Origin of the sequence: Flavitalea plasmicola (genome assembly GCF_030546645.1) — a bacterium.
Lineage (GTDB): Bacteria > Bacteroidota > Bacteroidia > Chitinophagales > Chitinophagaceae > Puia.
Map to the genome: position 1 here is coordinate 75,736 of NZ_JAUOTO010000005.1, position 21,133 is coordinate 96,868.

General features: G+C 42.9%; 23 protein-coding genes and 1 tRNA gene. 8 read left to right on the forward strand and 16 right to left on the reverse strand.

The window, feature by feature from the left end; translation table 11 throughout:
* Positions 1–10: 10 nt before the first annotated feature.
* Positions 11–97, forward strand: a tRNA-Ser gene (locus tag Q4E93_RS18580).
* 384 nt (positions 98–481) lie between these two features.
* Positions 482–811 (forward strand): hypothetical protein, encoded by a 330-nt coding sequence (locus Q4E93_RS18585; protein ID WP_303587731.1) that lies wholly within the window; start codon positions 482–484, stop codon positions 809–811.
* Positions 812–1,159: 348 nt separating this feature from the next.
* Here the strand turns inward: Q4E93_RS18585 and Q4E93_RS18590 are convergent, their stop codons facing one another.
* Entirely contained in the window at positions 1,160–1,597 is a 438-nt protein-coding gene (locus tag Q4E93_RS18590) for a winged helix-turn-helix transcriptional regulator (protein ID WP_303587733.1), read from the reverse strand.
* 10 nt (positions 1,598–1,607) lie between these two features.
* On the opposite strand from Q4E93_RS18590, the gene Q4E93_RS18595 reads away from it, so the two are divergent.
* Entirely contained in the window at positions 1,608–2,006 is a 399-nt protein-coding gene (locus Q4E93_RS18595; RefSeq protein WP_303587734.1) for a DoxX family protein, read from the forward strand.
* 521 nt (positions 2,007–2,527) lie between these two features.
* On the opposite strand, the gene Q4E93_RS18600 is transcribed toward Q4E93_RS18595, so the two are convergent.
* The 4 genes from Q4E93_RS18600 to Q4E93_RS18615 all read right to left on the reverse strand — a co-directional run bounded on the left by Q4E93_RS18600 (position 2,528) and on the right by Q4E93_RS18615 (position 6,161).
* The gene (locus Q4E93_RS18600) at positions 2,528–3,292 is read right to left on the reverse strand and encodes a hypothetical protein (protein ID WP_303587736.1); all 765 of its coding nucleotides are present in this window, start codon (positions 3,290–3,292) and stop codon (positions 2,528–2,530) included.
* Between the two features lie 409 nt (positions 3,293–3,701).
* Entirely contained in the window at positions 3,702–4,232 is a 531-nt protein-coding gene (locus Q4E93_RS18605; RefSeq protein WP_303587738.1) for a hypothetical protein, read from the reverse strand.
* A 187-nt stretch (positions 4,233–4,419) separates the two neighbouring features.
* Positions 4,420–5,124 carry a LytR/AlgR family response regulator transcription factor gene (locus Q4E93_RS18610; protein ID WP_303587739.1) on the reverse strand — a complete coding sequence of 235 codons (705 nt, stop codon included), beginning with the start codon at positions 5,122–5,124 and terminating at the stop codon, positions 4,420–4,422.
* Entirely contained in the window at positions 5,121–6,161 is a 1,041-nt protein-coding gene (locus Q4E93_RS18615) for a sensor histidine kinase (RefSeq protein ID WP_303587741.1), read from the reverse strand. The genes Q4E93_RS18610 and Q4E93_RS18615 overlap by 4 nt, the downstream gene beginning before the upstream one ends.
* 202 nt (positions 6,162–6,363) lie before the next feature.
* Between Q4E93_RS18615 and Q4E93_RS18620 the strand changes: the two genes are divergently transcribed.
* The 3 genes from Q4E93_RS18620 (at position 6,364) to Q4E93_RS18630 (ending at position 9,622) form a co-directional block, all read left to right on the forward strand.
* Positions 6,364–7,287, forward strand: coding sequence for an ABC transporter ATP-binding protein (locus Q4E93_RS18620; RefSeq protein WP_303587742.1), 924 nt, complete (start codon positions 6,364–6,366; stop codon positions 7,285–7,287).
* A 6-nt stretch (positions 7,288–7,293) separates the two neighbouring features.
* A complete protein-coding gene (locus Q4E93_RS18625) occupies positions 7,294–8,046 on the forward strand; it encodes an ABC transporter permease (protein ID WP_303587744.1) in 753 nt (250 codons plus the stop codon).
* Positions 8,047–8,401: 355 nt separating this feature from the next.
* A complete protein-coding gene (locus Q4E93_RS18630) occupies positions 8,402–9,622 on the forward strand; it encodes a YXWGXW repeat-containing protein (RefSeq protein WP_303587745.1) in 1,221 nt (406 codons plus the stop codon).
* A gap of 144 nt (positions 9,623–9,766) precedes the next feature.
* On the opposite strand, the gene Q4E93_RS18635 is transcribed toward Q4E93_RS18630, so the two are convergent.
* The 4 genes from Q4E93_RS18635 to Q4E93_RS18650 all read right to left on the reverse strand — a co-directional run bounded on the left by Q4E93_RS18635 (position 9,767) and on the right by Q4E93_RS18650 (position 13,798).
* Positions 9,767–10,549 carry a helix-turn-helix domain-containing protein gene (locus tag Q4E93_RS18635; protein ID WP_303587747.1) on the reverse strand — a complete coding sequence of 261 codons (783 nt, stop codon included), beginning with the start codon at positions 10,547–10,549 and terminating at the stop codon, positions 9,767–9,769.
* A 74-nt stretch (positions 10,550–10,623) separates the two neighbouring features.
* Positions 10,624–11,661 (reverse strand): SDR family oxidoreductase, encoded by a 1,038-nt coding sequence (locus Q4E93_RS18640; protein WP_303587749.1) that lies wholly within the window; start codon positions 11,659–11,661, stop codon positions 10,624–10,626.
* Between the two features lie 325 nt (positions 11,662–11,986).
* Positions 11,987–12,859: an MBL fold metallo-hydrolase gene (locus tag Q4E93_RS18645; RefSeq protein WP_303587750.1), complete on the reverse strand. Its 873-nt coding sequence runs from the start codon at positions 12,857–12,859 to the stop codon at positions 11,987–11,989.
* A gap of 60 nt (positions 12,860–12,919) precedes the next feature.
* The gene (locus tag Q4E93_RS18650; protein ID WP_303587752.1) at positions 12,920–13,798 is read right to left on the reverse strand and encodes a helix-turn-helix domain-containing protein; all 879 of its coding nucleotides are present in this window, start codon (positions 13,796–13,798) and stop codon (positions 12,920–12,922) included.
* A gap of 338 nt (positions 13,799–14,136) precedes the next feature.
* On the opposite strand from Q4E93_RS18650, the gene Q4E93_RS18655 reads away from it, so the two are divergent.
* Both Q4E93_RS18655 and Q4E93_RS18660 read left to right on the forward strand, forming a co-directional pair.
* On the forward strand, positions 14,137–14,709 hold the full coding sequence (locus Q4E93_RS18655; protein ID WP_303587755.1) for a dihydrofolate reductase family protein: 573 nt from the start codon (positions 14,137–14,139) through the stop codon (positions 14,707–14,709).
* A gap of 311 nt (positions 14,710–15,020) precedes the next feature.
* Positions 15,021–15,551 carry a nuclear transport factor 2 family protein gene (locus Q4E93_RS18660; RefSeq protein WP_303587756.1) on the forward strand — a complete coding sequence of 177 codons (531 nt, stop codon included), beginning with the start codon at positions 15,021–15,023 and terminating at the stop codon, positions 15,549–15,551.
* Between the two features lie 155 nt (positions 15,552–15,706).
* On the opposite strand, the gene Q4E93_RS18665 is transcribed toward Q4E93_RS18660, so the two are convergent.
* From Q4E93_RS18665 to Q4E93_RS18695, 7 genes are all read right to left on the reverse strand, one after another.
* On the reverse strand, positions 15,707–16,255 hold the full coding sequence (locus tag Q4E93_RS18665; RefSeq protein WP_303587758.1) for a hypothetical protein: 549 nt from the start codon (positions 16,253–16,255) through the stop codon (positions 15,707–15,709).
* Between the two features lie 188 nt (positions 16,256–16,443).
* Positions 16,444–17,088 carry a dihydrofolate reductase family protein gene (locus Q4E93_RS18670; RefSeq protein WP_303587759.1) on the reverse strand — a complete coding sequence of 215 codons (645 nt, stop codon included), beginning with the start codon at positions 17,086–17,088 and terminating at the stop codon, positions 16,444–16,446.
* Between the two features lie 393 nt (positions 17,089–17,481).
* Positions 17,482–17,802: a peptidase associated/transthyretin-like domain-containing protein gene (locus Q4E93_RS18675; RefSeq protein WP_303587761.1), complete on the reverse strand. Its 321-nt coding sequence runs from the start codon at positions 17,800–17,802 to the stop codon at positions 17,482–17,484.
* A gap of 256 nt (positions 17,803–18,058) precedes the next feature.
* Positions 18,059–18,430 carry a hypothetical protein gene (locus Q4E93_RS18680; RefSeq protein ID WP_303587763.1) on the reverse strand — a complete coding sequence of 124 codons (372 nt, stop codon included), beginning with the start codon at positions 18,428–18,430 and terminating at the stop codon, positions 18,059–18,061.
* A gap of 370 nt (positions 18,431–18,800) precedes the next feature.
* Positions 18,801–19,565, reverse strand: coding sequence for a hypothetical protein (locus Q4E93_RS18685; protein WP_303587765.1), 765 nt, complete (start codon positions 19,563–19,565; stop codon positions 18,801–18,803).
* Positions 19,566–19,789: 224 nt separating this feature from the next.
* A complete protein-coding gene (locus Q4E93_RS18690) occupies positions 19,790–20,272 on the reverse strand; it encodes a hypothetical protein (protein WP_303587767.1) in 483 nt (160 codons plus the stop codon).
* A 235-nt stretch (positions 20,273–20,507) separates the two neighbouring features.
* Complete coding sequence (locus Q4E93_RS18695; RefSeq protein ID WP_303587769.1) at positions 20,508–21,119, reverse strand: class I SAM-dependent methyltransferase; 612 nt, start codon at positions 21,117–21,119, stop codon at positions 20,508–20,510.
* Between the last annotated feature and the right edge of the window lie 14 nt (positions 21,120–21,133).

Here is a 21,133-nt window from a genome sequence, read left to right on the forward strand (position 1 = left end):
CGGCCCTTCAGGAGAGGTGTCCGAGTGGTTGAAGGAGCACGCCTGGAAAGTGTGTATACTCGAAAGGGTATCGCGGGTTCGAATCCCGCCCTCTCCGCAAACTTAAGAAAAGAAGTGCCCCCGATAGGGGGCATTTTTCGTTTCCGGCAGCGTGGCAAGCGCGGCTACCAGAAGATTGAAGAAGAGAAAGCATTTACCAGGGCTTGGGCAGGCTTGCCAAAGCGGACGGGGGCGAAAAAGGACGCACGCAGTGCGGCACTTCTTTTCTTTGTTTGACACCCCCCACCTGGGATCACCGGAGTCGTCCGTCGAGGGCGCGTAGGTAATCCCGCCCTCGGCGCCTGGTCCGAAAGGAGTAGAATTAGGCAGAATTTTGCTTGGTTCTTCCTTTTTTTTGTTCGATAATGTCGTATTTTACTTCCTTAGTTCGCTTAATTTATATATAGTAAACCATACCTATTTCAAACGATTCATTTTCTTCATGTCCATCGCAACGACCTATTTTATAAAGGCTCAGATTCCAGGGGCCGACATTAACCGCCTGTTAGATTTATATAAACGCGAAATATTGATTCAAGGCGCCGAGTATGCACAAATAAATGGCAATGTTGTAGAATTCTCAGGAGGATCAAGCATCAGAAAATATGGGAATAAATTTGCTGGTTTTTCTCAAGGACAACTGGTCATAGAAGAAACGGAATCAGAATTTGAAATTCATCTCGAAGCTGATTCCCCCAAATGGATTTTGCTATTTGATGTTTATTTTACGAAACTCAGAAATGACCTTGAGAGAGAGCTACAAGAAGGGTAACTTAAGCCTCACCCTTACGGGATCACGGAGTCGTCCGTCGAGGGCGCGGAGGTAATCCCTCCTTCTCCGCAAAACATGGGATCCATCGAACTGCCTTCACAGTTATCTATACTGAAGGTATTTTTCGATTTAAACTTCTGACTTTCGCCGATCTAAATTGTAGAGATCTTAAAGCTCATAAAGAATTGCTTACAGAAATCGATTCACTCCCCGATGGTTGAATCCTACGGGTTTTTGGCCAGTTCACGTCCCAGAATATGATTAGCTCCTGGCACTGCCGCTTGGTACCTTTAAAATCTACATCCTTCTATAGGCCGTCTATTGCCTTCTTCTAAGTAGTACTGATAATTATTTACCGATAACTTTCTTACGATGAACCAAACCCCATAAATGAAGCTCATCTAATAACTTTTCAAGCGACAATCCATGTGGCGTTATTGAATACTCGACAGTCGGTGGAAAAGTATCATAAACATCTCGGCGAACAAGCTTATTTGCTTCCAAACTCTTTAACTCTTTGGACAACGTTTTATCCGTAATTCCAGAGACTTCTTTTGCTATCTGCTTAAACCTCTTGGGCTTTTCTGCCAATGAAAACAAGATCAGTAATTTCCATCTTCCTTCTAGCGCTTCAAGAGCATCTTTGATAGAAAGCATTGTTTTGGGACAACCAGCTTTTGACAACATAACTTTTAGTTTCTGCATTACTTCCAAATTGGATAGCGCTTTCCAAACAGGAAGTAATATCATTTGGATAGTAAAGGTATCTAAGTTTGCGGCAACCAAAAAACAAGTTATGCCAACAGAACAAAAGATATCAAAAAAGATAAACATTATCCTATGGATTGCACAAACCCTTTTAGCTGCTGTCTTTATTTGGGCAGGGTTCATGAAAATATTTCTACCCAGCAATTTGCCGTTCCCCTGGATAAGAGACAATGCCAATCTTGCTCTAATTACAGGTGTCGTTGATCTATTGGCAGGAATTGGAATAATGTTGCCCGCCTTAATTCGCATAAAACCCGAACTAACAGCATATGCGGCATATGGAACGATCGTCTTGATGATAGCGGCAAGCATTTTTCACATTTCAAGGGGTGAAGCAAAAGATATTGGCGTTAATATTTTTGTTATTGTCCTTGCGGCATTCATTGCATGGGGCAGGCAAAAGAAAGCACCACTAAAACCCAAATAAAGTTGACAAAATATTGGCTGGGGGCCTCTTCCTTATTTGTTTTTTTCCAGGAAGTCTAAAGTGAGCGTTAAATGGTAAAGGCATTGATTTGACGCCCTTCCCCTTGGGATCGCCGGAGTCGTCCGTCGAGGGCGCCGAGGTAATCCCGCCCTCGACGCAATCCATGGGAATCCATCGGATTCCAATAGAATCCACGGGAATCCAAAGAAATGCCTTCAGAATTGACGATCTGAAGGCATTTTTCTATTTAAATGTTATACTCTTGGCTGGACCTAATTTGTGGGGAGCTTACAATATTCTCTTATGGGCACCTGCAAACTTCACGGCGTTAATCCTTTGACTGGCTTAAGAATGTATTGGAACTAGTTTCCGCGCACCCCATCAACAGAATCCTGGAGTTACTCCCGTATCATTGGAAGTCCAATACTCTTGACATAGTATAGCCTTCGCTGATATTGACACAAAACAAAGAAGGGGCAAGCGGATTTCGGGTCTGTCATAAGACGCAAAGTTTACTCCCGTTATAAAGACACTGTATGCCAAACACAGTCTTGCCTTAAAGTCGTAATCTTGAATTGATTCCGTTTATGTCGCTTAAAGTTGGTAAAATCAAAAAGATAAACTCTTGCATTTTTTTCGTCCCAATACGCAGATTTATATCTAATGGTCTTATTTGGAAATAACTCCTTTGAAATAATCTCCCAGTTTTTTTTAAGCCGGAGAGAACAACTATCCCAATTTTCATCAGGCTGTATACTATTTCCATTCAAAACAACGCCTAAAAGTTTAGAGCTATCGGATAATTCAATTTTTTGGCAATGTAAAACTGAAAATAATAGTTCATCAATAATTTCACCTGCAGTTCCAATTGTATCGTTCAAATTTAGTGAATCTAAGCATGTGTTTAATTCGTTTTCGAAAGTACTGTTTATCCTTTTTTTGTTAGAATTTACGCTGTCAAATGAGAAGTTCCAATAATCGTAAAAAGTATTTGAGAAGAAAGGTATTCCGTAATATTTAAAGTCGGAATTTGAAATTAAAATTATTTGTTGCTTGTCATCTACGGCATCAGGTTGGGAAAACAATTCGATGGATACTTTTGGTCTCCCAAATGAAACACTTCTTACAAGATGAAAATTATTTGACTGATTTTGAGGGTGAATTTTTAGTTGTGGAAATCTATTAATCAATCCCGAGAATATTTGTGTTTCCGTCTTTTGCTGTCTGCAACCGAAAGTAGACAGAAAGAAAAATAATGTAATAAAAGTCTTAAATAATTGCGTCATCTTTCTTTTTCAAATAAGATTAAAAATTACCTTATTTCCATAATTTGATTAGGTACTTCACCGGGAGGATACGGGACGAGTAATTATGTAAGAAAAGCATAGTGCAGATATGCTACGATGAACCTTTTGAAGATCCGGTGTATGACAATATCAATGGCTGAAAATGAATGGGTTGACGACAAACGTTGGTGTAGAATCATTCGTCACTAATTCAAATGGCAGTTCACCGTTGGCTTACCTTTCCCGGCTATATTCCAACATGCCTAGCTTCAGTTGCTTCCTTAAATTTCGGCATCCGAGCTAGTCCAATGGGCAGGTTTCGATCGACATAAAACTTTTAGAGGACGAGATCGTTCAGAAATCGAGCCGATTTAGTATAGATTACTTCATATAGCCAACGCTAAATCACTTAATTGCTATGTTCTCGACCGAATGAAGAATTGTCTCGTTCTGCAATATATTCCTTTATGAAATTAACATGTTCCTGCAATATCCCATTTGAATTAGTTACTGCCAGATCAAGAAGTGATTTAGCCTTTTCGTCATAAGGCATTTCTTCCCCCCATAGTAGTTTGTCTAAAACACCTAAACCCCACTCAATTACGTTTGGATCATTTAAAAATTCCTCAATCCAGGAAATAGAAATAGGGTTTGCCATTTGCTTGATAAACCAAACAGCCTGCGATGCCCTTTCTCCTGTTGACGACTTGTAAATTTGGTATGCATATAAGACGGCCTTTTCAGATCGCAGCAGCCGAAGACAATTCATTGCCACTTCCTGACCTCGCTTCATAGATATGCTATATTCTACAGTGGCTGTTATCCATTCATCCCCTAAGATTGTTTCAAATGCTGCTGTGGCATAATCATCCCCACCTGCTTCGCCATCCTCTCGAATTGATCCAATTTGCCTTCCTATTTCAGCCCAATCTGTGATCATGACTATTTTTTGTTAAATAAATTTTGAAAATACTTGGTTCGAATAGCCATAAGGATGACCTTATTGAACTTGAACCATTTTTCAGTTGATCTTGAATTGGTTGAAAAGATAGGCAAAATATATTTAAAAGGGAAAACTCCAAATCCACCCAAAAGGCCCGGTTTTTTTTACATGGAGACCAGCATTGTTATAAGCCCAAAATTTTAAAAAAGCCATTTTTATAATTGCTGCCTAAAGGAATTTCCTTTTTACCGATAAAAACCAGGTTACCCTGCAAACGGGTGATTTTTGACGTGTTGACAATAAATGACCGGTGTACCCTCGAAAACAGGGCTGCGGGCAATTGTTTTTCTATGGCGGATAAGGGCATCGTGGACAACAGGGCCTCTTCCATCGTAACAACTTTGGTATTATTTCTGCTGGCTTCTAAAAATAAAATCCGGTCGAAATTTATTCTATGGATCATCCCTTCTGTACGGACGAACAGATATTCATGCTGATTCTCCGATGGCTTGATTGAAGCAGTCGTTTTCTGCTTACCGATATTTTCTGCCACTTTATCTATAGCCATAATAAACCGATCAAGAGAAAAAGGCTTGACAAGGTAATCGCATACGGCCAGATCGAAAGCCTCCGAAGCGTATTCCTTATAAGCGGTCGTGAAAATTACCTGGGGGGGATTTTTAAGTGTTTTCACCAGGTCGAGCCCGCTGAGGACAGGCATATTGATATCTATAAACAGCAAGTCAACCTCTAGTTGCTGTAAATTCTCCCGTGCCTGAAAAGCATCACTGCATGTTCCGACAACCTGGAGGGTAGGAAGGTGTTTACAGTACTCGATCAGTATCTCCCGTGCAACGGGAGCGTCGTCGACAATAAGGCAATTGATCATACTTCAGCTGCTTTTAAACGAAGGTCAACAGTATAAATCCCGTTTTCATTCTTTGTATCGTAAAAATAGTCGTTTCCGTAGATCAGGGCCAGCCTTTTCAGCGTATGGCTTAGACCGACCCCCGATGATTCTTTCAAGATTGTTTGCGGCTGGCCGGCTGGCTGATAGGAATTTTTTAGGGTGAAGTGAATCCACCCCTCTCTGATATGTAAGGTAATAGCGATAAATACCCTGGACTCACGGGTGTTTTTTGAATGTTTGAAGGCATTTTCTACAAAAACGATGAGTAACATAGGTGCAATCCGTAGGTGTTCGTCATCAATAGCTTCCAGATCCGTTTCCAATAATAGCTTGTCGCCTGTTTGAATTTTTTCAAACTCAATATAATTATGAATGTACAACAGTTCATTTTTAAGCGGTATAAACCGTTCTCTCGTCTCATAGATCGAATATCGCAGGAGTTCCGATAGTTTGAGCAGCAATGATGGAACTCTTTGGTGCTGGGTGATTGAAATGCCGTAAATATTATTCAGTGTGTTGAAGAGGAAATGCGGACTCAGTTGGGAGAGCAACAGGCGGAGTTCGCTTTCTTTCTGTTCCTCCCGGATCCTGGCCTCGGTCACCTGTCTGAGTATGCTGTTCCGCACAAGGGCGATAGATAAACCCAAAAAAATGAAAAGGACGACCAGCGGAAAGCAGACCGCGAGGTATTGTACGAAATAATGGGGGATACTGCCCCTGAACAACCAAGCCGCACCAGTTGCGCCCATTATGGACAGTATCAGAACACTTAAAAGCAGACTTCTCAGGAACGGAGCCCGGATGCCCCCTGATAACCACCGTTTACCGCTCCACCTGCCAGCATAGGTACAGCCTAGAATAAAAAGACAGGTCAACAAAGCTGGAAATTCGATACCCCTGTTGTCACTTAATACGACCGGGATGGCAAACAATAGCACGAACAACAGACAGAAGAAAACATGCACCCCAATTTTGGAGGTGATTAACTTACCGATCAGGAGTTCCAGCTCTTTCATGGTATAAAGATGCGAAATCAGTGATAGAATCAAAGCGTCGATGCTCAAAAGCGGATTTGCCGTGCTGAATCGTCAAAATAACCGGATGAGCCTTTGAGCGCCTGAGACAGCTTTTCGGACAGCTGAAAACTGCCTTCTGTCCGCCTGAATTTTGAGAACCGGTTTTACCATGAATATTTGTCGTATCAATCAAGTATAAATTATGCAAAACAGCGACAAACTCATTATTGAAACCAACCATTTGTCTTTTGGTTTTTCAAAAGATAAGATTGTATTACAGGATATTAACCTGCAAATTCCGCGGGGCTCGATCTATGGATTCTTAGGACCCAATGGGGCCGGAAAAACCACAACCATCCGGCTATTGTTAAACCTGCTGAAACCCGACCATGGTTCCATAACGGTTTTGGGGGAATCCGTCAGAAATGCCTCCGTCAATTTATTTTCCCGGATCGGGGCCCTGATAGAAACGCCTTCCTTATACGAACACCTGACGGGGTTTGACAATTTACAGGTGACCGCGGGCATCCGGAATATTCCGAAAAGCAGGGTATTGGAAGTGCTGGAAATCTTACAGCTTAGCCGGGACGCTGACAAGCACGTAAAAAATTATTCGTTGGGTATGAAGCAGCGGATCGGCCTCGCGCTGGCCTTGCTTTCATCACCCGATTTGCTGATTTTGGATGAACCGACCAATGGATTGGATCCTAACGGAATTATTGAGATCAGGGAGCTCTTGCTGCATTTAAATAGGGATCGAGGAGTCACGATTTTGGTATCCAGCCATCTGCTTTCAGAGATTGAAAAGCTGGTTACTCATATAGGCATCCTGGATCAGGGGAAAATGGTTTTCCAGGGATCGCTAAAGCACCTGCAAGCCATCAGGCAGGAGCAATCTGTTATTGAGATCAGCACGGATCGAAACAATGTGGCGATGGAAGTATTGCTCAACAATAAGCTAGTTGCTAAGATAGGCAAAGAGTTCCTGGAGGTGCAATACCTGGATCAATTCCAGGTGTCGGCTATTATCGGCCTGTTGACAAAGGCAGGGGTGGCCATTTATCGTATGCAGCTCATAGAAAGTAGCCTGGAACAGACTTTTCTTTCATTTATCAACAAAAACTAAACGTTTATGAACCTTTTAGATATCGAACTTATTAAGTTAAAAAACACATTTGCCTTATGGCTGACCTTTGTGGGTGCTTTATTTTTGCCGTTGCTATTATTTACAACTTATCTTTTTGAATCGCAGGAGTTTCTTCCCGCGCCGCGGATAAATCCCTGGTATGATTACCTATTAAGGACTTTTAACGGTTGTTGCTTTTTTTCCTTAGGATTTATACTACTTATCATCGGACTCATCCTTAATATTGAACACAAAGCCAACAGCTGGAAGCAACTGTTCACCTTGCCGGTGCGTAGAGGACGTTTATATCGCGCCAAAACCACCCTGATATTCTCGGTAATCACAGTATTCTTTCTGTTGTACTTTGTTTTTGCCATAACGTCCGGTCAACTGCTTGGCTTGATCAAACCTTCGTTGGGGTTTAGACAGTATAGGGTACCTTATGACTATATTTTCAGGTTTCTGCTCGACCTTTTTGTTTCGATCATTCCGATGATTATTATTCAGTACTGGATATCCTTTCGCATGAGAAACCTGATCACTTCATTGGGGATGGGGTTGTTCGGTCTGTTGATGGGGTTGCTATTAAAAAACTGGGATCATATTATTTACCTGCCCTATGCCACGCCATTCCAGATGCTGAATTATAAAGAAACGGACGTCCTAAACAGGCAACATTTTTATTTGGTTAATGCGGGTTACAGCTTGTTGTTTATTGTGTTGAGTTACAAAGACTTCACTAAAAGATTTCAGGGATGATTTCCAGTTTTGAGCATCTTAGCCAATTTAGAGGCGTTGCCTGGTTTACAGACAAAAATGTCCTGAACAATGATCATTGATTATGTTTTTTAGTGAATAAGCAAATTATACGGCTCACTAAATTTAGCCAAAGTTTCTATCCTAAAGAATTAACAAGATTACGTCCGACCTCCCGGTATTCGCCCTGATTGTTTAATGGCACAAAGAGGTCGCCAAAACAAAAAAGTTTGTTAATTCATTCAAAGAATGAAGCCGGTCACGCCTGTCTAAACTTAATGAAATGTTATTCAATCTTTTCCTGGTTAAACTGTATATCATTTGCCGCTTCTAATAAGAGTGAATAAAATTTATGAAAATGAAAAAGATATCCAGCATACTTATGACTTGCAGTTTATTGCTTGCAGCATTTGTTGCGAATGCTCAATTTAGCGTCGACGTAAGTATTAGAGCAGATATAGCGCCTCCTCCGTTGCCTTACTATGTTCAACCCCCTTGCCCGGAGGATGGATTTTTATGGATTCCAGGATATTGGGCTTATGATGGAGATGATGATGACTATTATTGGGTTCCCGGTGTTTGGGTGAGTCCACCTGAGCCCGGTTATTTATGGACACCCTGTTATTGGGGATATGAAGGTGGGATTTATGCGTGGCATCCAGGATACTGGGGTACCCATGTAGGATTCTATGGTGGGGTCAACTACGGCTATGGCTATTGCGGAACTGGCTTCGTTGGTGGCAGGTGGGAAGGAGGAGAATTTAGCTATAATACGGCTGTAATGAATGTAAATACGACTATTGTACACAATACTTATATAAATCAGACGGTAATCAACAACACCACGGTAACTAATTCACGCACCTGCTTCAACGGAGGCCCTGGAGGAATTGCGGCCCGTCCAAACAGGCAGGAACAAATAGCTATGCGTGAATATCATCAGCAGCCGACTAATGAACAAATAAGCCATCAGCAATTCATGAGCCGCGATCGAAATCAGTTCGCTTCCATTAACCATGGTCGCCCGACTACGGCAGCCATGAATGTTGTCAATGGGAACCGCTATAACCTGCAAGGGCGCCCAACCGGGTTGAATCAATATCCCCAACAACGGCAAAATGAAGCCAGACAACAGCAGTTCAATCAACGGCGGGCCGGACAAGAACAACAGATCATGCGCCAGCAGCAGTTTAATCAACAACAGGCTTTACAACGGCAAAGTGAAACCAGGCAGCAACTGTTCAATCAACAGCGGGCTGCACAAGAACAACAGATCATGCGCCAGCAGCAGTTTAATCAACAACAGGCTTTGCAACGGCAAAATGAAGCGAGACAACAGCAGTTCAGTCAACAGCGGGCCGCACAACAACAACAGCAGATCATGCGCCAGCAGCAGTTTAATCAACAACAGGCTTTGCAACGGCAAAATGAAGCGAGACAACAGCAGTTCAATCAACAGCGGGGTGCACAACAACAGATGTCGCGCCAACAACAATGGGAACGTCAACCCGCCATCCGCCCTCAACAATCTCCGACTCAACACAACAGTAATCAAAGGGAATTTTGGCGTCACGGATAAAACATATCCAGTAGGCCTCACCAGGCGCGGGGCTTTGTACCCTCCGCTGGAATATATTTAATCCGGTCCCTTTTGATCAGATCCTTGATAGATATACCGGCTTCCTGCTGCTTTAAGATCGAGATGATCTGGGTCTCCGTAATGTCATGTCAATTTGTTGGGTGACCTTCCGAAATGCTTCTTAAATGCAAAGCAGAAATGTGAAAGATCCTCAAAGCCCAAATCCACAAAAATTTCCATTGGTTTCTTCCCTTCCTTTTCCATCAAAAAACGAGCCTCTGTTAACCGTCTCTTTAATAGCCAACGGTGTGGCGTATCATTATACGTTTGTTTAAAATCCCGCTTGAAAGATGACAGACTTCTTCCCGTTAGAAAAGCAAAGCGGTCAAGATTTACATTAAACCTGTAATTTTGATTCATAAATAGTTCCAGGTCGATTTTGCCGGGAATGCCATAATCAAAAAATAGACCTGAAAGTTCAGGCTTAGACTGCAGCAATATAAGCAGCAGTTCCTCGCGCTTCAAATCAAAGAAACTTTTGCCCATTCGCCCGTCACTATCGTAATAAGGGTTTAACGATCCAATGAACTTTGACAACAGATCATTGCTGGCAATCTTCACAAAAGCATCAGTAAACTTATTTGATTTTATTGATGACCTATGTTTTTCCTGAAAAGTTCTCAGAAATGGTTGATCGAATATAAAAGTGACTTTAGTTGCTTTTATGGCTTCATGAACGTTTAAGTATTTGCCCAATTGGTTTTTACGGAGGATACAGCATTCACCAGATGACAAACAATAATTATTTTCGCCATAGCGTCCTTCGAGTCTGCCATTACTGAGATAGAGGAAAAGGTGTTCAGCAATGAACTGCTCGGCCGCTAACTCAGGTCCGATTATTAGCGTTTTTGAAACGGGTTCTTTCATTGTATTAACGAAGTTAAGCATGATGCCTGTTAAATCAAACCGCTGGCATAAGAGCGACAACACCAAAATATAATTTATCTTTTGATCAATCCAAACGCGAACAAACTTTCCGCGGTTGCTAATACAGCTTCTTCATTGCTTCCTGGTGCCCATTTCAAAATATCTTTTGCCTTTTGATTACTTGCCGCAGGATGTTTTCCTAAACCTGGCACAACAGATTTTAGTGTAGGATCTAAAAGCGCTGCAAATTTAACTAACCAGTCGGGCAGTACACGGGACGGAACTTTTTTTGCGGCATCACCTAAATGAGACTTGAGTATATCTGCCATTTCTTTGACACTCAATGGCTCGCCCGTTACAGCCAGGAAACGCTCGCCGTTAGCAGCCGGACTGAGCATAGCCCTGATATGAAGATCTGCAACATCCCGAACATCAACCACACTAAAAGAAATATTTGGTACTCCCGGCATTCCTTCGAGAAGCTTCTGGATGCTTTCCGTAGATGTACTTGTTTCGGGGCTTAACACCGGACCTAATATACCAACCGGATTGATCACGGCCAGCTCCAGCCCCTTTCCTTGTTTGGCAATAAAGTCCCATGCTTCTTTTTCCGCGAGCGTCTTCGATTTCTGATACGCCAATACAGGTACTTCACTATTTAGCCTCGTCCAATCCTTTTCTGTGAAAACCCGTTTTTTTTCAGCATATCCATATCCTACAGCTGCAAAAGATGAAGTGACTACTATTCGTTGAACTTTTGCATCACGAGCGGCAAGAAGAACGCGTCGTGTTCCTTCAACTGCCGGCACGATCAACTCACGCTCATCTTTTGGTACCGTCGATGGGAAGGGGGAGGCGGTATGTAATACATATTTACAGTCCTTGACAGCAGCGGGCCAATTGTCGTCCTTTGTTAAATCTGTTTCTATGAAGCTCAGATCCTCAAATGTCGATATACCGCCATTTTTTAACTTCTCAATCACCTTACTCTTTTGATTTATAGAGCGGACGGTAGTCTTCACGCTATAGCCTTGACGTAATAACTGCAATATACAATGCGCACCTAAAAAGCCGCTGCCTCCAGTTACTAAAACGTTCGTCTTTTGTTCCATGGTTATTTATATATATCACAAAACTCGGACTTATAGGATTTAATAACTGTGTTAAAAAGGTCAAATACGCTGTGTAAATCAGTCCATCAAGGTGACAAATTGATCCCTTTTCGGCAGGTGATCTCTATTATAATAAAGAACAGGATAAGTTCCACTTACCTTTGTCGATCCGAACTCGCCCAGGTAACCCAATAAACTGTAAGTCAGGTCCAGGTATCCGCCAATCGGTTCGAAAGTTGTAGCCGGGTGAGGCAGGGTGAGGCAGCCAGCTTTCCGCAAGGCATGGTAATCCATCGAAATCCACGGGAATCCAATGTTATGGTTTTCAGGAGGCCTTTTTTGCCGCCAGGGCCCCTCCCCATAGCGACCCCGGGTTGGCGCGGTCAGCGTACAGCAATAACATCTTGTTATATAGTTCGAGGTTGGTGGCACTTTCGTCATTCAGGCGGTCGAAATCTTCCAAGTATTTACGGGTCATCGCCAAAATAGCCGGATCGTCTGGAAGGGATGGTTGTTTATGACCCGCGACAACCGATTTCGGGTGCAATCCCGCCAGCATGTCGAGGCTGCTTCGCCATTCTTTTCGGGTTTCCCGGGTGGTTTCTGCCAGGTATAGATGAACACCATTGTACGCCACATCGCCGGCGACAATCAATCCGATGGATGGCACATAGAGGCTGGTCGAATCGTGCGTGTCGGAAAAGCCTGTCGGGAGAACCACCAATTTTTCTCCTTCCAGTTCGAACTCATCGCTGTCCATGGCCTGAGGAACAGCAAGTTTCTCGGGTATCTGTCCGGGAAATCTGGGAGCCCAGAAGCCGTTTATGACTTCTGGCCGCACCTGTTCGGCACAATCTCTTGCGACGGCCGGGGTGGCTATAGCAATCGCATCCGGAAAGCGATCGAGCAACAACTGGAGACCGTAAAAATGATCACCATGCGGATGCGTAATGTAGATATATGTAAGATTCTTTCCGGTAGCGGCGATGGAATTGGCAAGGTCCTTTGTATGTTCGATGGCGAGAAAGACGTCCACCAGTACCGCATCCTTTTTACCATATATAAGCGTGGCGCTGTTGGGTACCCATTTGAGGTCCTCAAGACCGGGTGGGGTATTGGGGTCGCGGTTCAGACCTGGCCTCGTGGACGTAAATACCTGGTAGGCCAACGGATCTTTGGAGCTCTGTTGTTGTTTCATGCCATCAAAACTACTGCCTTTTATGAATGGCTGCAATACGTGGATCAGTGTAAAATGTACCTAAATCAAAGAATTTGCTTTGGTTCTGTATGCAAGCGGCGTCAATCCGGAATTCTGTTTGAAAAAACGGAAGAAATGATTAGGGCAGTTGAAGCCGAGGCCCTCCCCTATAGCCCCAATGGTGAAATTACTGTGGCGAAGGAGGGCCTTTGCCTCGGCGATTTTCGCTGCGGCGATATGTTGCGTTGTCGTTTGGCCAGTCATGTTTCGAATCGTGGTGTTCAGGTGATTGACATGAATCGCAAGCCGACGGGCGAAATCTGCCGGCGTTCGGAGCTGCATCGGCTGGTCGGGGGACTGGATAGGAAACTGCTCTTCCAGGAGTTGCAAAAACTGGCGGGTGATCCGCACCGCAGCATCCGGGTGCCCGGCAGGCGCTGATTGGGTTCCCCCTTTCATCGCCTCGAATATCAGGAGTTGGATGTAGTTGAAGATCATTTCGTTACTAAAAGCGAACCTGGCATTGACCGCCACCGTCAATTGCTCGAAGAGCATCTTGACCACCGCCAATTGTTCAGGTTCAGGAAACAGCAGCATTGTACTGGCCGGGGCCAGTTCCGGATAAGCCCGGAACCGCCCCAAGGTGTCGTTGACCGCCAGAAATTCCCTTGTAAATACACACCAATATCCCCATCGCTTGTCCTGCAAGCTGTCGTATGCGTAGCTAACCAGGGGATTGGCGAAAAACAGGACGGGGTGTTTGCAGACGATCAACTCGTCATTGATGACCAATCGACAAGGGTTCCCGATCAACCAAATCTTATACCATCTATTCCGATTCAAAGGGACCGTCACCCGGTGGCCCGCGAAGGAATACTGTTTTGCGTTGACGGAATAAGAAAGCTTTTTAACGTTGTGGCCAAAAATTTTTGTCGGCATGGCCAAAACTACGAGAGAAGGCTCCACTAACCAAACTGTCAAAGCAAGATGCCATAGGCCAGACCATTGAGCGCAAGTAAACCCGCGAGAAGGTGCCTGCCAGAATATCTGACTTCTGTGTTCGCTATCTTTAACCGGACCTGATTTGTGGGGCTTACAGAATAATTAAAATAAATTTGCGCAAGTAAAACCTTGCGCATATATTTGCAAGCAATTACTTGCGCATTAGTAGAGAGGTAAATGCCATTGAAGGCGGCAAGCAGACTTTACATCGACTTGAAAACTATATTAAAATATTAAAAAGTAACAAACATAAATAATAACTAAAAAAAGAAAATATGAGAAAAATAATTTCATTTATGCACATATCGCTTGACGGTTTTGTAGCAGGGCCTAACGGGGAGATGAACTGGATCAAACTTGGTGAAGAAATTTTTGATCATGTCGGGAAGCGGATCGGCGAAACCGATACGGCATTATACGGACGAGTAACTTACCAGATGATGGAAAATTACTGGCCTACCGCAGGAGACAAGCCGGATGCGACCAAGCACGACATTAAACATTCAAAGTGGTATAAAAAAGCTCACAAAATTGTTTTATCGAAAACAATGAAAGACACGGGTTTGATTGATTCAACAATTATTAGCGACAACCTTTCGGATAAAATAAACGAAATAAAACAACAGGCAGATGGAGAAGTCTTGCTTTTTGGTAGCCCGACGGCCACACATTCACTTATTCAACAGAACTTAATTGATGGCTACTGGCTATTTGTTAATCCAATTATTCTTGGACGAGGCGTTCCTTTGTTTGTAGACATTAAAGACAAAATAAAACTAAACCTATTGACTACGAGACAATTTACTTGTGGGGTAACTGAACTGAATTACGCGGTGGACAGACAATAATGACGAGCCTCTAACAGGATATTATCGGTCATTGAAACAAACGAAAATATAAGCCAAAAGAAAAAGACAACAGCAAGCCGTTTATATTGGGGGTAATTTAAAAATTCACAGACAAATTGCCCATTCAGAATTAGCTATCATTCCAGGTGTACACGGTGAATATATTGGGGGAATAACAACATTACAAAATGGATCTAACGAATCAAGTTTTGTTATACCAGTGATTGAAAGTTTCCTTAACAAATCATCAATAGATTAATGATCCGGACTGATATATAAAAGTTAACGGTCGGCAAATTCAAATCCACTATATGAAAAATATAGCCATCACTCTGTTATTTATAACACAGACTTTCCTTGTAAAATCGCAGTCCGTCCTGGATTCCGTAAGGCGACTAAATTCAAATGAATTCAGAAATGACATTGCCATACGCGGGTTAATTGACAGTTTTGCATATTACGCGGACAGGACGAAAGCTCAACGGCAGGCGGCTCTTTTTGTTGAAAATGGTACGTTGGAAGTTTATCGGTCAGACCCCGATACAAGTAAGCCTATTTTCGTATTGAAAGGGCGCAAAGAATTAGAAAAAGCGTTCAAGGGCCTGGAAAAATACAATATGACGTTTCACCTTAACGGGCAGAACTCGATCAAATTCGGGGATGATACAACCGGGACTGTCCAATGTCTTGCTCATCATATCTTTTTTGAAGATGGGAAAAGAATATTACTAACCGAAGGTATTCGCTATTATGATACTTATACCCGTCAAAATAATCAATGGCTATTTGTAAAAAGAAAGCTAATTATTGATTGGGAAGACAAAAGATTGTCAACACCTTAAATTCCTATTTAGATGAGATGTGATGAGTGTTTTCGACTGGAAAGAAAGGGGGGCATACATAAGGTGTTGAGAAAAATTGCCAATTAAGAGCAAGTATTGCTGGGGTTTCGTCAGGTTACTGCTGATTTTTACTGAAAAACGGACCTCCACAGGCATCAGCGTGGGGAAAGAAAGGAAAAATATTCGTTGAGTTCACCGAGGTAATCTCCGCTATGCACGCTGTTGTAAGTTTTGGCGATAGGCCTGCCTTTGCCTGAGAGGATGAAACCATAGCTGACTGAATCACGGTCGATGATTAGCGGTCCATCTTTACAGTCTTTAATGCTGACGTATCTTTTGGTAGTTGTCAGGACCTTGATGTCTTTATATCGTTCGTTTTTCTTCATACTGTCTCGGGTGGCACTAATGCCAACACCAAAATCAGCGTCTCCATCGCCCGCTTCGTCCTCAGCGTCCTTTTCCAACTCCGCATATCTGGCCTCATCAGGTTGAAGGAAGAGAATAAAGTTTCCGGTTACGGATAGGGTGTCTCGCAGATGAGATTTCAGGACGACTGGTGAGTCATTTTTAGCGTGAGGGGTCGGACTGCTGACGGTTTTTGTTGTATCTATGACAGTGAGGGGTTCAGGAGCAGGTTTATTAGCAGGTGAATGACAACTCATTGAAAGGACAAGGAGGCAGGGCAGGCATTGGTTGATTTTCATATAGAACTAATTGTAATGGGGCGGCTTAAATTTACAAAATTCACTTGTAATTCAAAAATATCGCCAAGGGATATCCTCTATTACAGGAGTGGGGATGGAAATGAAAAAAAACCTTCGGAATAAGTCAATCTGAAAGCTTTTAATATTTGAAAAATCTGCCATGGGTGGGCCTAAATCGTCAGTTCGCCCTAACTTTTTGTTGCAATAATATGCGTTGCTTTTTCTCCGTTTATTTTTTGGACTTGATTGAATCCTAAGGCAGACATATCTATTCCTGAAAATAATTGTTCTCCGCTGCCAAGAAATATCGGGGAGAAGACCAGGTGCATTTCATTAATATAGCCTGCTTGTAAGAATTGACGGATGGTCGAAACTCCGCCACCAATGCGTATGTCTTTACCATTCGCGACCTTTTTGGCCTCTTCCAGGGCGGATTCAATACCACCTGTAATAAAGTGAAATGTTGTTCCACCTTTCATTTTAAGTGGTTCTCTTGCATGATGGGTTAAAACAAAGACAGGAACATGATATGGCGGCTCTTCACCCCACCAGCCTTTCCACTCATTATCCGGCCAGGGGCCGCGAACCGGCCCAAACATATTGCGTCCCATAATCCACGCGCCAATATTCTCCATTGACTTCTCAGCGAAGTCGTTATCCACTCCCTCAGTTCCGCCCTCTTTGCGGGTCATACGATGAAACATCTTTGTGGTTACGATCCATGTATGAAGCTCTTCGCCTCCTACGCCGAGTGGATTCTCTAATCCTTGGTCTTGCCCAGCTCCAAATCCATCCAGGGAAACTGAAAATGCTGCTACTTTTATCTTGCCCATGCTTTCATAATTTTAGGTGAACTGACTCCATACAAAGATCGGGAGAAAATCAGATTGGGATAGGGGCTGTATATGACAAAATTTGGGAAATGGTCTTCCCAAATTGATATACTTGTTCCAAATCGGACATCAATTCATCTGGCTCTCCCAACCTTGGGATCACCGAGCACTGCGTAGCGTAAAGGCAATCCCGCCCACTCCGCAATTGTTACATGCAAAGGAAATTTTTATTATATAGTGAAGGTAATCTTGGCAGGTGGCAGTTGGAATAATCCCTTCCCCCTCCGCATCTCAAGCCAGCCCTGAAATTGGCGGAGGGCTCCTGGAAATTCCTTATAAAATATATTTAAAACCAAAGGTTATTGAAAGGAATAGGCAAAATAGAAAAACAGGTTATTGCTGCAAGGTAATTTCTCCTACATCAGTAGCCTTCTTTTCTTTGACAACCACTCCTTCCTTTTCAAAATTCTTATAAGGAGCAATGGCTTCTATCACTAGTTTGTAAGTGCCAGGTTTTACTTCACCAATTTCAAAAGCGCCGTTTTGAACATTAGTTCTCATCGTGTCCATTCCCGAAACCACGTAAGCTGAAGTTGCGGCAGCTGAAGGGCTCACTGTTCCTTTGATGGAGCCATTCTTAAAAGTAGTAAAAGCAAATAGAGAAAATGCCATTACTAAGCTTGCAGCAAGGACTGCTATTTTATTCGTTTTCATAAAAATGTTTTAAACGTGAGTGAATTAAGTTGACTACTTAAACGTCTAGCCAGCCGCTTATCTCTACGAAATTCAATAACTATGCCAGCCCCCGGCATAAATGTTTTTACAGTACTAAGGAGCTGTGTGGGGTTTTTAATGCACATTTTGTGCTACAAAATCCTGTTTCTTCTAAGGCTTTACAGTAGTGGCCAGATTACAGGACATAATGGTACGATATGACGCACATCCATTTGATGAAGGTTACAGGATACTGCTATTTGAAGCCTATGTCCTTTGCCCTAAGTTTCGCTGCTAATCTTCCCATATTCCTTATTCTAATTTTTTGCCCAGGTTTCCAGTTCCCGCCTCCGAAAGGTTGGATAAAATTAATATTTCTTAATGCCCTTAAAATATAATGGTAGTCACTATTTCTTATGAAATCACCTGGCACTTCAACATCCCTGCCTTCTACTTCAATTTGGTTGTATATTCTACTGAATTCCTTCCTTTGCTGTTCTGTAAGCGTAGCTATTGCTTCATCTATTTCATTTAAAATAGGTTTTATGAAAATCTCGCTTGTTTGCCTGGAGGACGTTAGTTCATATTCTCCGATCTTAATTTTTACCTCAGTGGCATCTTTTGTCAATTTAAGAATATAAGGCCATAATTTATATAAAGCAATTAATACGGTAATCGGCCATAAAAGGCTAGCGATTGATTTAATTAGTTCCGGCGTCATATGGCTTTCAGCATTTCTTTCCAACCTATGAAAGATTTTTGATTTGTGAAACGTGAAAAACACCCGAAATGGAGAAACGTGTATTAAATGACATTTCAGAAAGTCATTGATTCTCAATAGATTTTGATCTGGCTCCCCGCATTGGGATCAACGGAGTCGTCTGTTGAGGGCCAGAATCGGATCGTGAAGTTCAGCGAAGGGTTAGAAACGGCGGTAGATAAAGCGGAAAGAATGGACGGAACTGATGATCGAGTACAATGTCGGTGTTGAATGGTTGCTACTGCGAGCAGTCATATTCATAAGTATTCTTAAATACCTGGTTGTTGTACCGGTACGTTGCAGTTGCGATCTTGCCGGTGTTATCAAAGGTGTAATTATATTCGGAAATGTACGTGCCGGACTGAGACGAACGGAGCAGATGCTTGTTTCGGATAATGACCATTCCGTAGTCACCGATACTCTGGAAGCTCTGATAGTCTCCATCGGCGGTGGGTTTGTCGGTATAATAGGTAAAGTTGGTGGTAGAACTCCCGGTCCCGTCGGTGTAAGTTTTACTGACACAGTCGCCATTTACAAATTTATAGGTGCTGGTTGCGGTACGACGATTGGCTCCTGAAATGTCTGCCTGGACATAGGCGATTGATTGCAACAGACCTGCGGCATCATAGGAATAGTTGGAGAGATCATAATAGTCATTGGCGACATAGGTGCGTTTTATCTGTACAGGCATTCCCTTGCCGTTGATAAGAATAGTATCGGTCGGGCTTTGGAGATTGGTCGGCGTGATCACAATGGCGCTGTCATGATGGATGAAAACCCGCGTGGACGAACCATTCAACGTATTGAATTGGGTATAGGCAACCCGGCCATCGTTGTCATAGAAAATCCGGGTAACGGCTGTTTCCATTCCACTGGGAACGAACAGTGTATCATAATTAACAGCTATCCTGCAGGCATTGGATGTACGGGAATTACCTTTTTTACACCCCAATGTGCAAGCCAGGCAGAATGACAAGAGAAAAAAAGAACGGATAATCGTCATAAAATGGCCTTTCTTCGAAAGTAGCGGCTATTCATCCGTAAGCGTAAAAGCATTTATCAGATGGCGGGATTGGATGAGCGGCTGACGGCTTAAAGGACGCTGCGGATGAAGTGAGAAAGTGTAGCGGTGAAAAGACGGGCATTATTTCCAATCATTACCTGGAAATCTTTCCTGATCGCACCGCCATCTCACACTGACCGGGTTATCTGCAATTGCTGATCGAATTATTTGCAGACACTGATCGAGTTGATTATCTTATTCAACGTATCCTCCGGATATTTTGCGTAGTTCTTGGGGAATCTGATCAGGAATTGATACATGAATCCTTTGGAGATAACCAAGCATTTCAACCAGGTGGATAGTTCCGCTGCTCCATTCCAATGACCGGTCATTAAGAACACCAGCACATCCTGGCCGTTGATCTTCCGGATCTCGTTCTTTTGTATGGTCCCGTTATAAAAGGATGCTGCCATGGATTCGCCCAATTGTTTTGCTTCATCCAAGCTAGCCCCTTCCTTTTTCCGCCGGATCATCACGTCGACGCTGTCCTTTTCGTTGTCGTAAACGATTATCTCATAGGCTTTCTCCGCTTTTGGTTCGGAAGTCCTGGTGAGATTATCCGGCAGGTCGAAAGTGAAACAATTAAAAAAGGTCTGCCGGGAAAGTGTAACCACTTTTTTGTCCGATGTCTGGGCGGATACATTCATAGTTTGAAACAATAAAATGAGCGGAAATATCCCTAACAGGCTTTTTCCCGAGCGCATGAAATGTGTTTGCATAAGAATTATACTTGGGTCTTTTATTTACCTAAGATAGGAACTTTGTTCCTTACTTCAGGGAGCAGGGTTACAATATCCAATGGGGACCCAGAAGCGACTGATAGCGGGTATATTATGATCGCAAATAAGTGGGAAGCAGGAGAATAATTTCACATTGTGAGCGTTACGCCCTTCTGAAGCTGCAGAATGTAAATGATTGTATCGTATGAAACGGCGTTTCATGCTTTTCATCAATGCACCTTATTTTTTCAAAAGAAGATTGTAGTATACTTGTTAGCATTCTTTGCGAATATCGTTTTACTGGAAGGCCACTGCATTTTTCCGGCCCATCTTCTGCAAAAGTTCCTATGATCAATGCTCCGTGTGGTTGAATGCTGTCTTCCATCAGTCGGGTATAGCGCCGAATATTGTCTGGCTGCGTTACAAAGTGAAAAACTGCCCTGTCATGCCAGCAATCATAATGCCTGGAGGGCAAAAATTCTAATATGTCACCTACTATCCATTGTACACGATCAGCGTCTTTTCCCAACCGTTCCCGGGCATTTTGGATAGCAGCCGCAGAAATATCCAGGACAGTAATGTCGGTATAACCCTTTTCCAACAGCGTATCCGCCAAACGGCTGTCTCCACCGCCCACATCAATGATCGCTGCGTTTTTGGGAAGGTTAAGCTCCTCTATAAATGCCACAGAGGTGGCTGGGTATGGCTGAAACCAACTCTTCTCGTTATCATTCTTATGAGCGAATATCTTGTCCCAATGCATCCGTTTGTTCATAAAATCGTAATTTA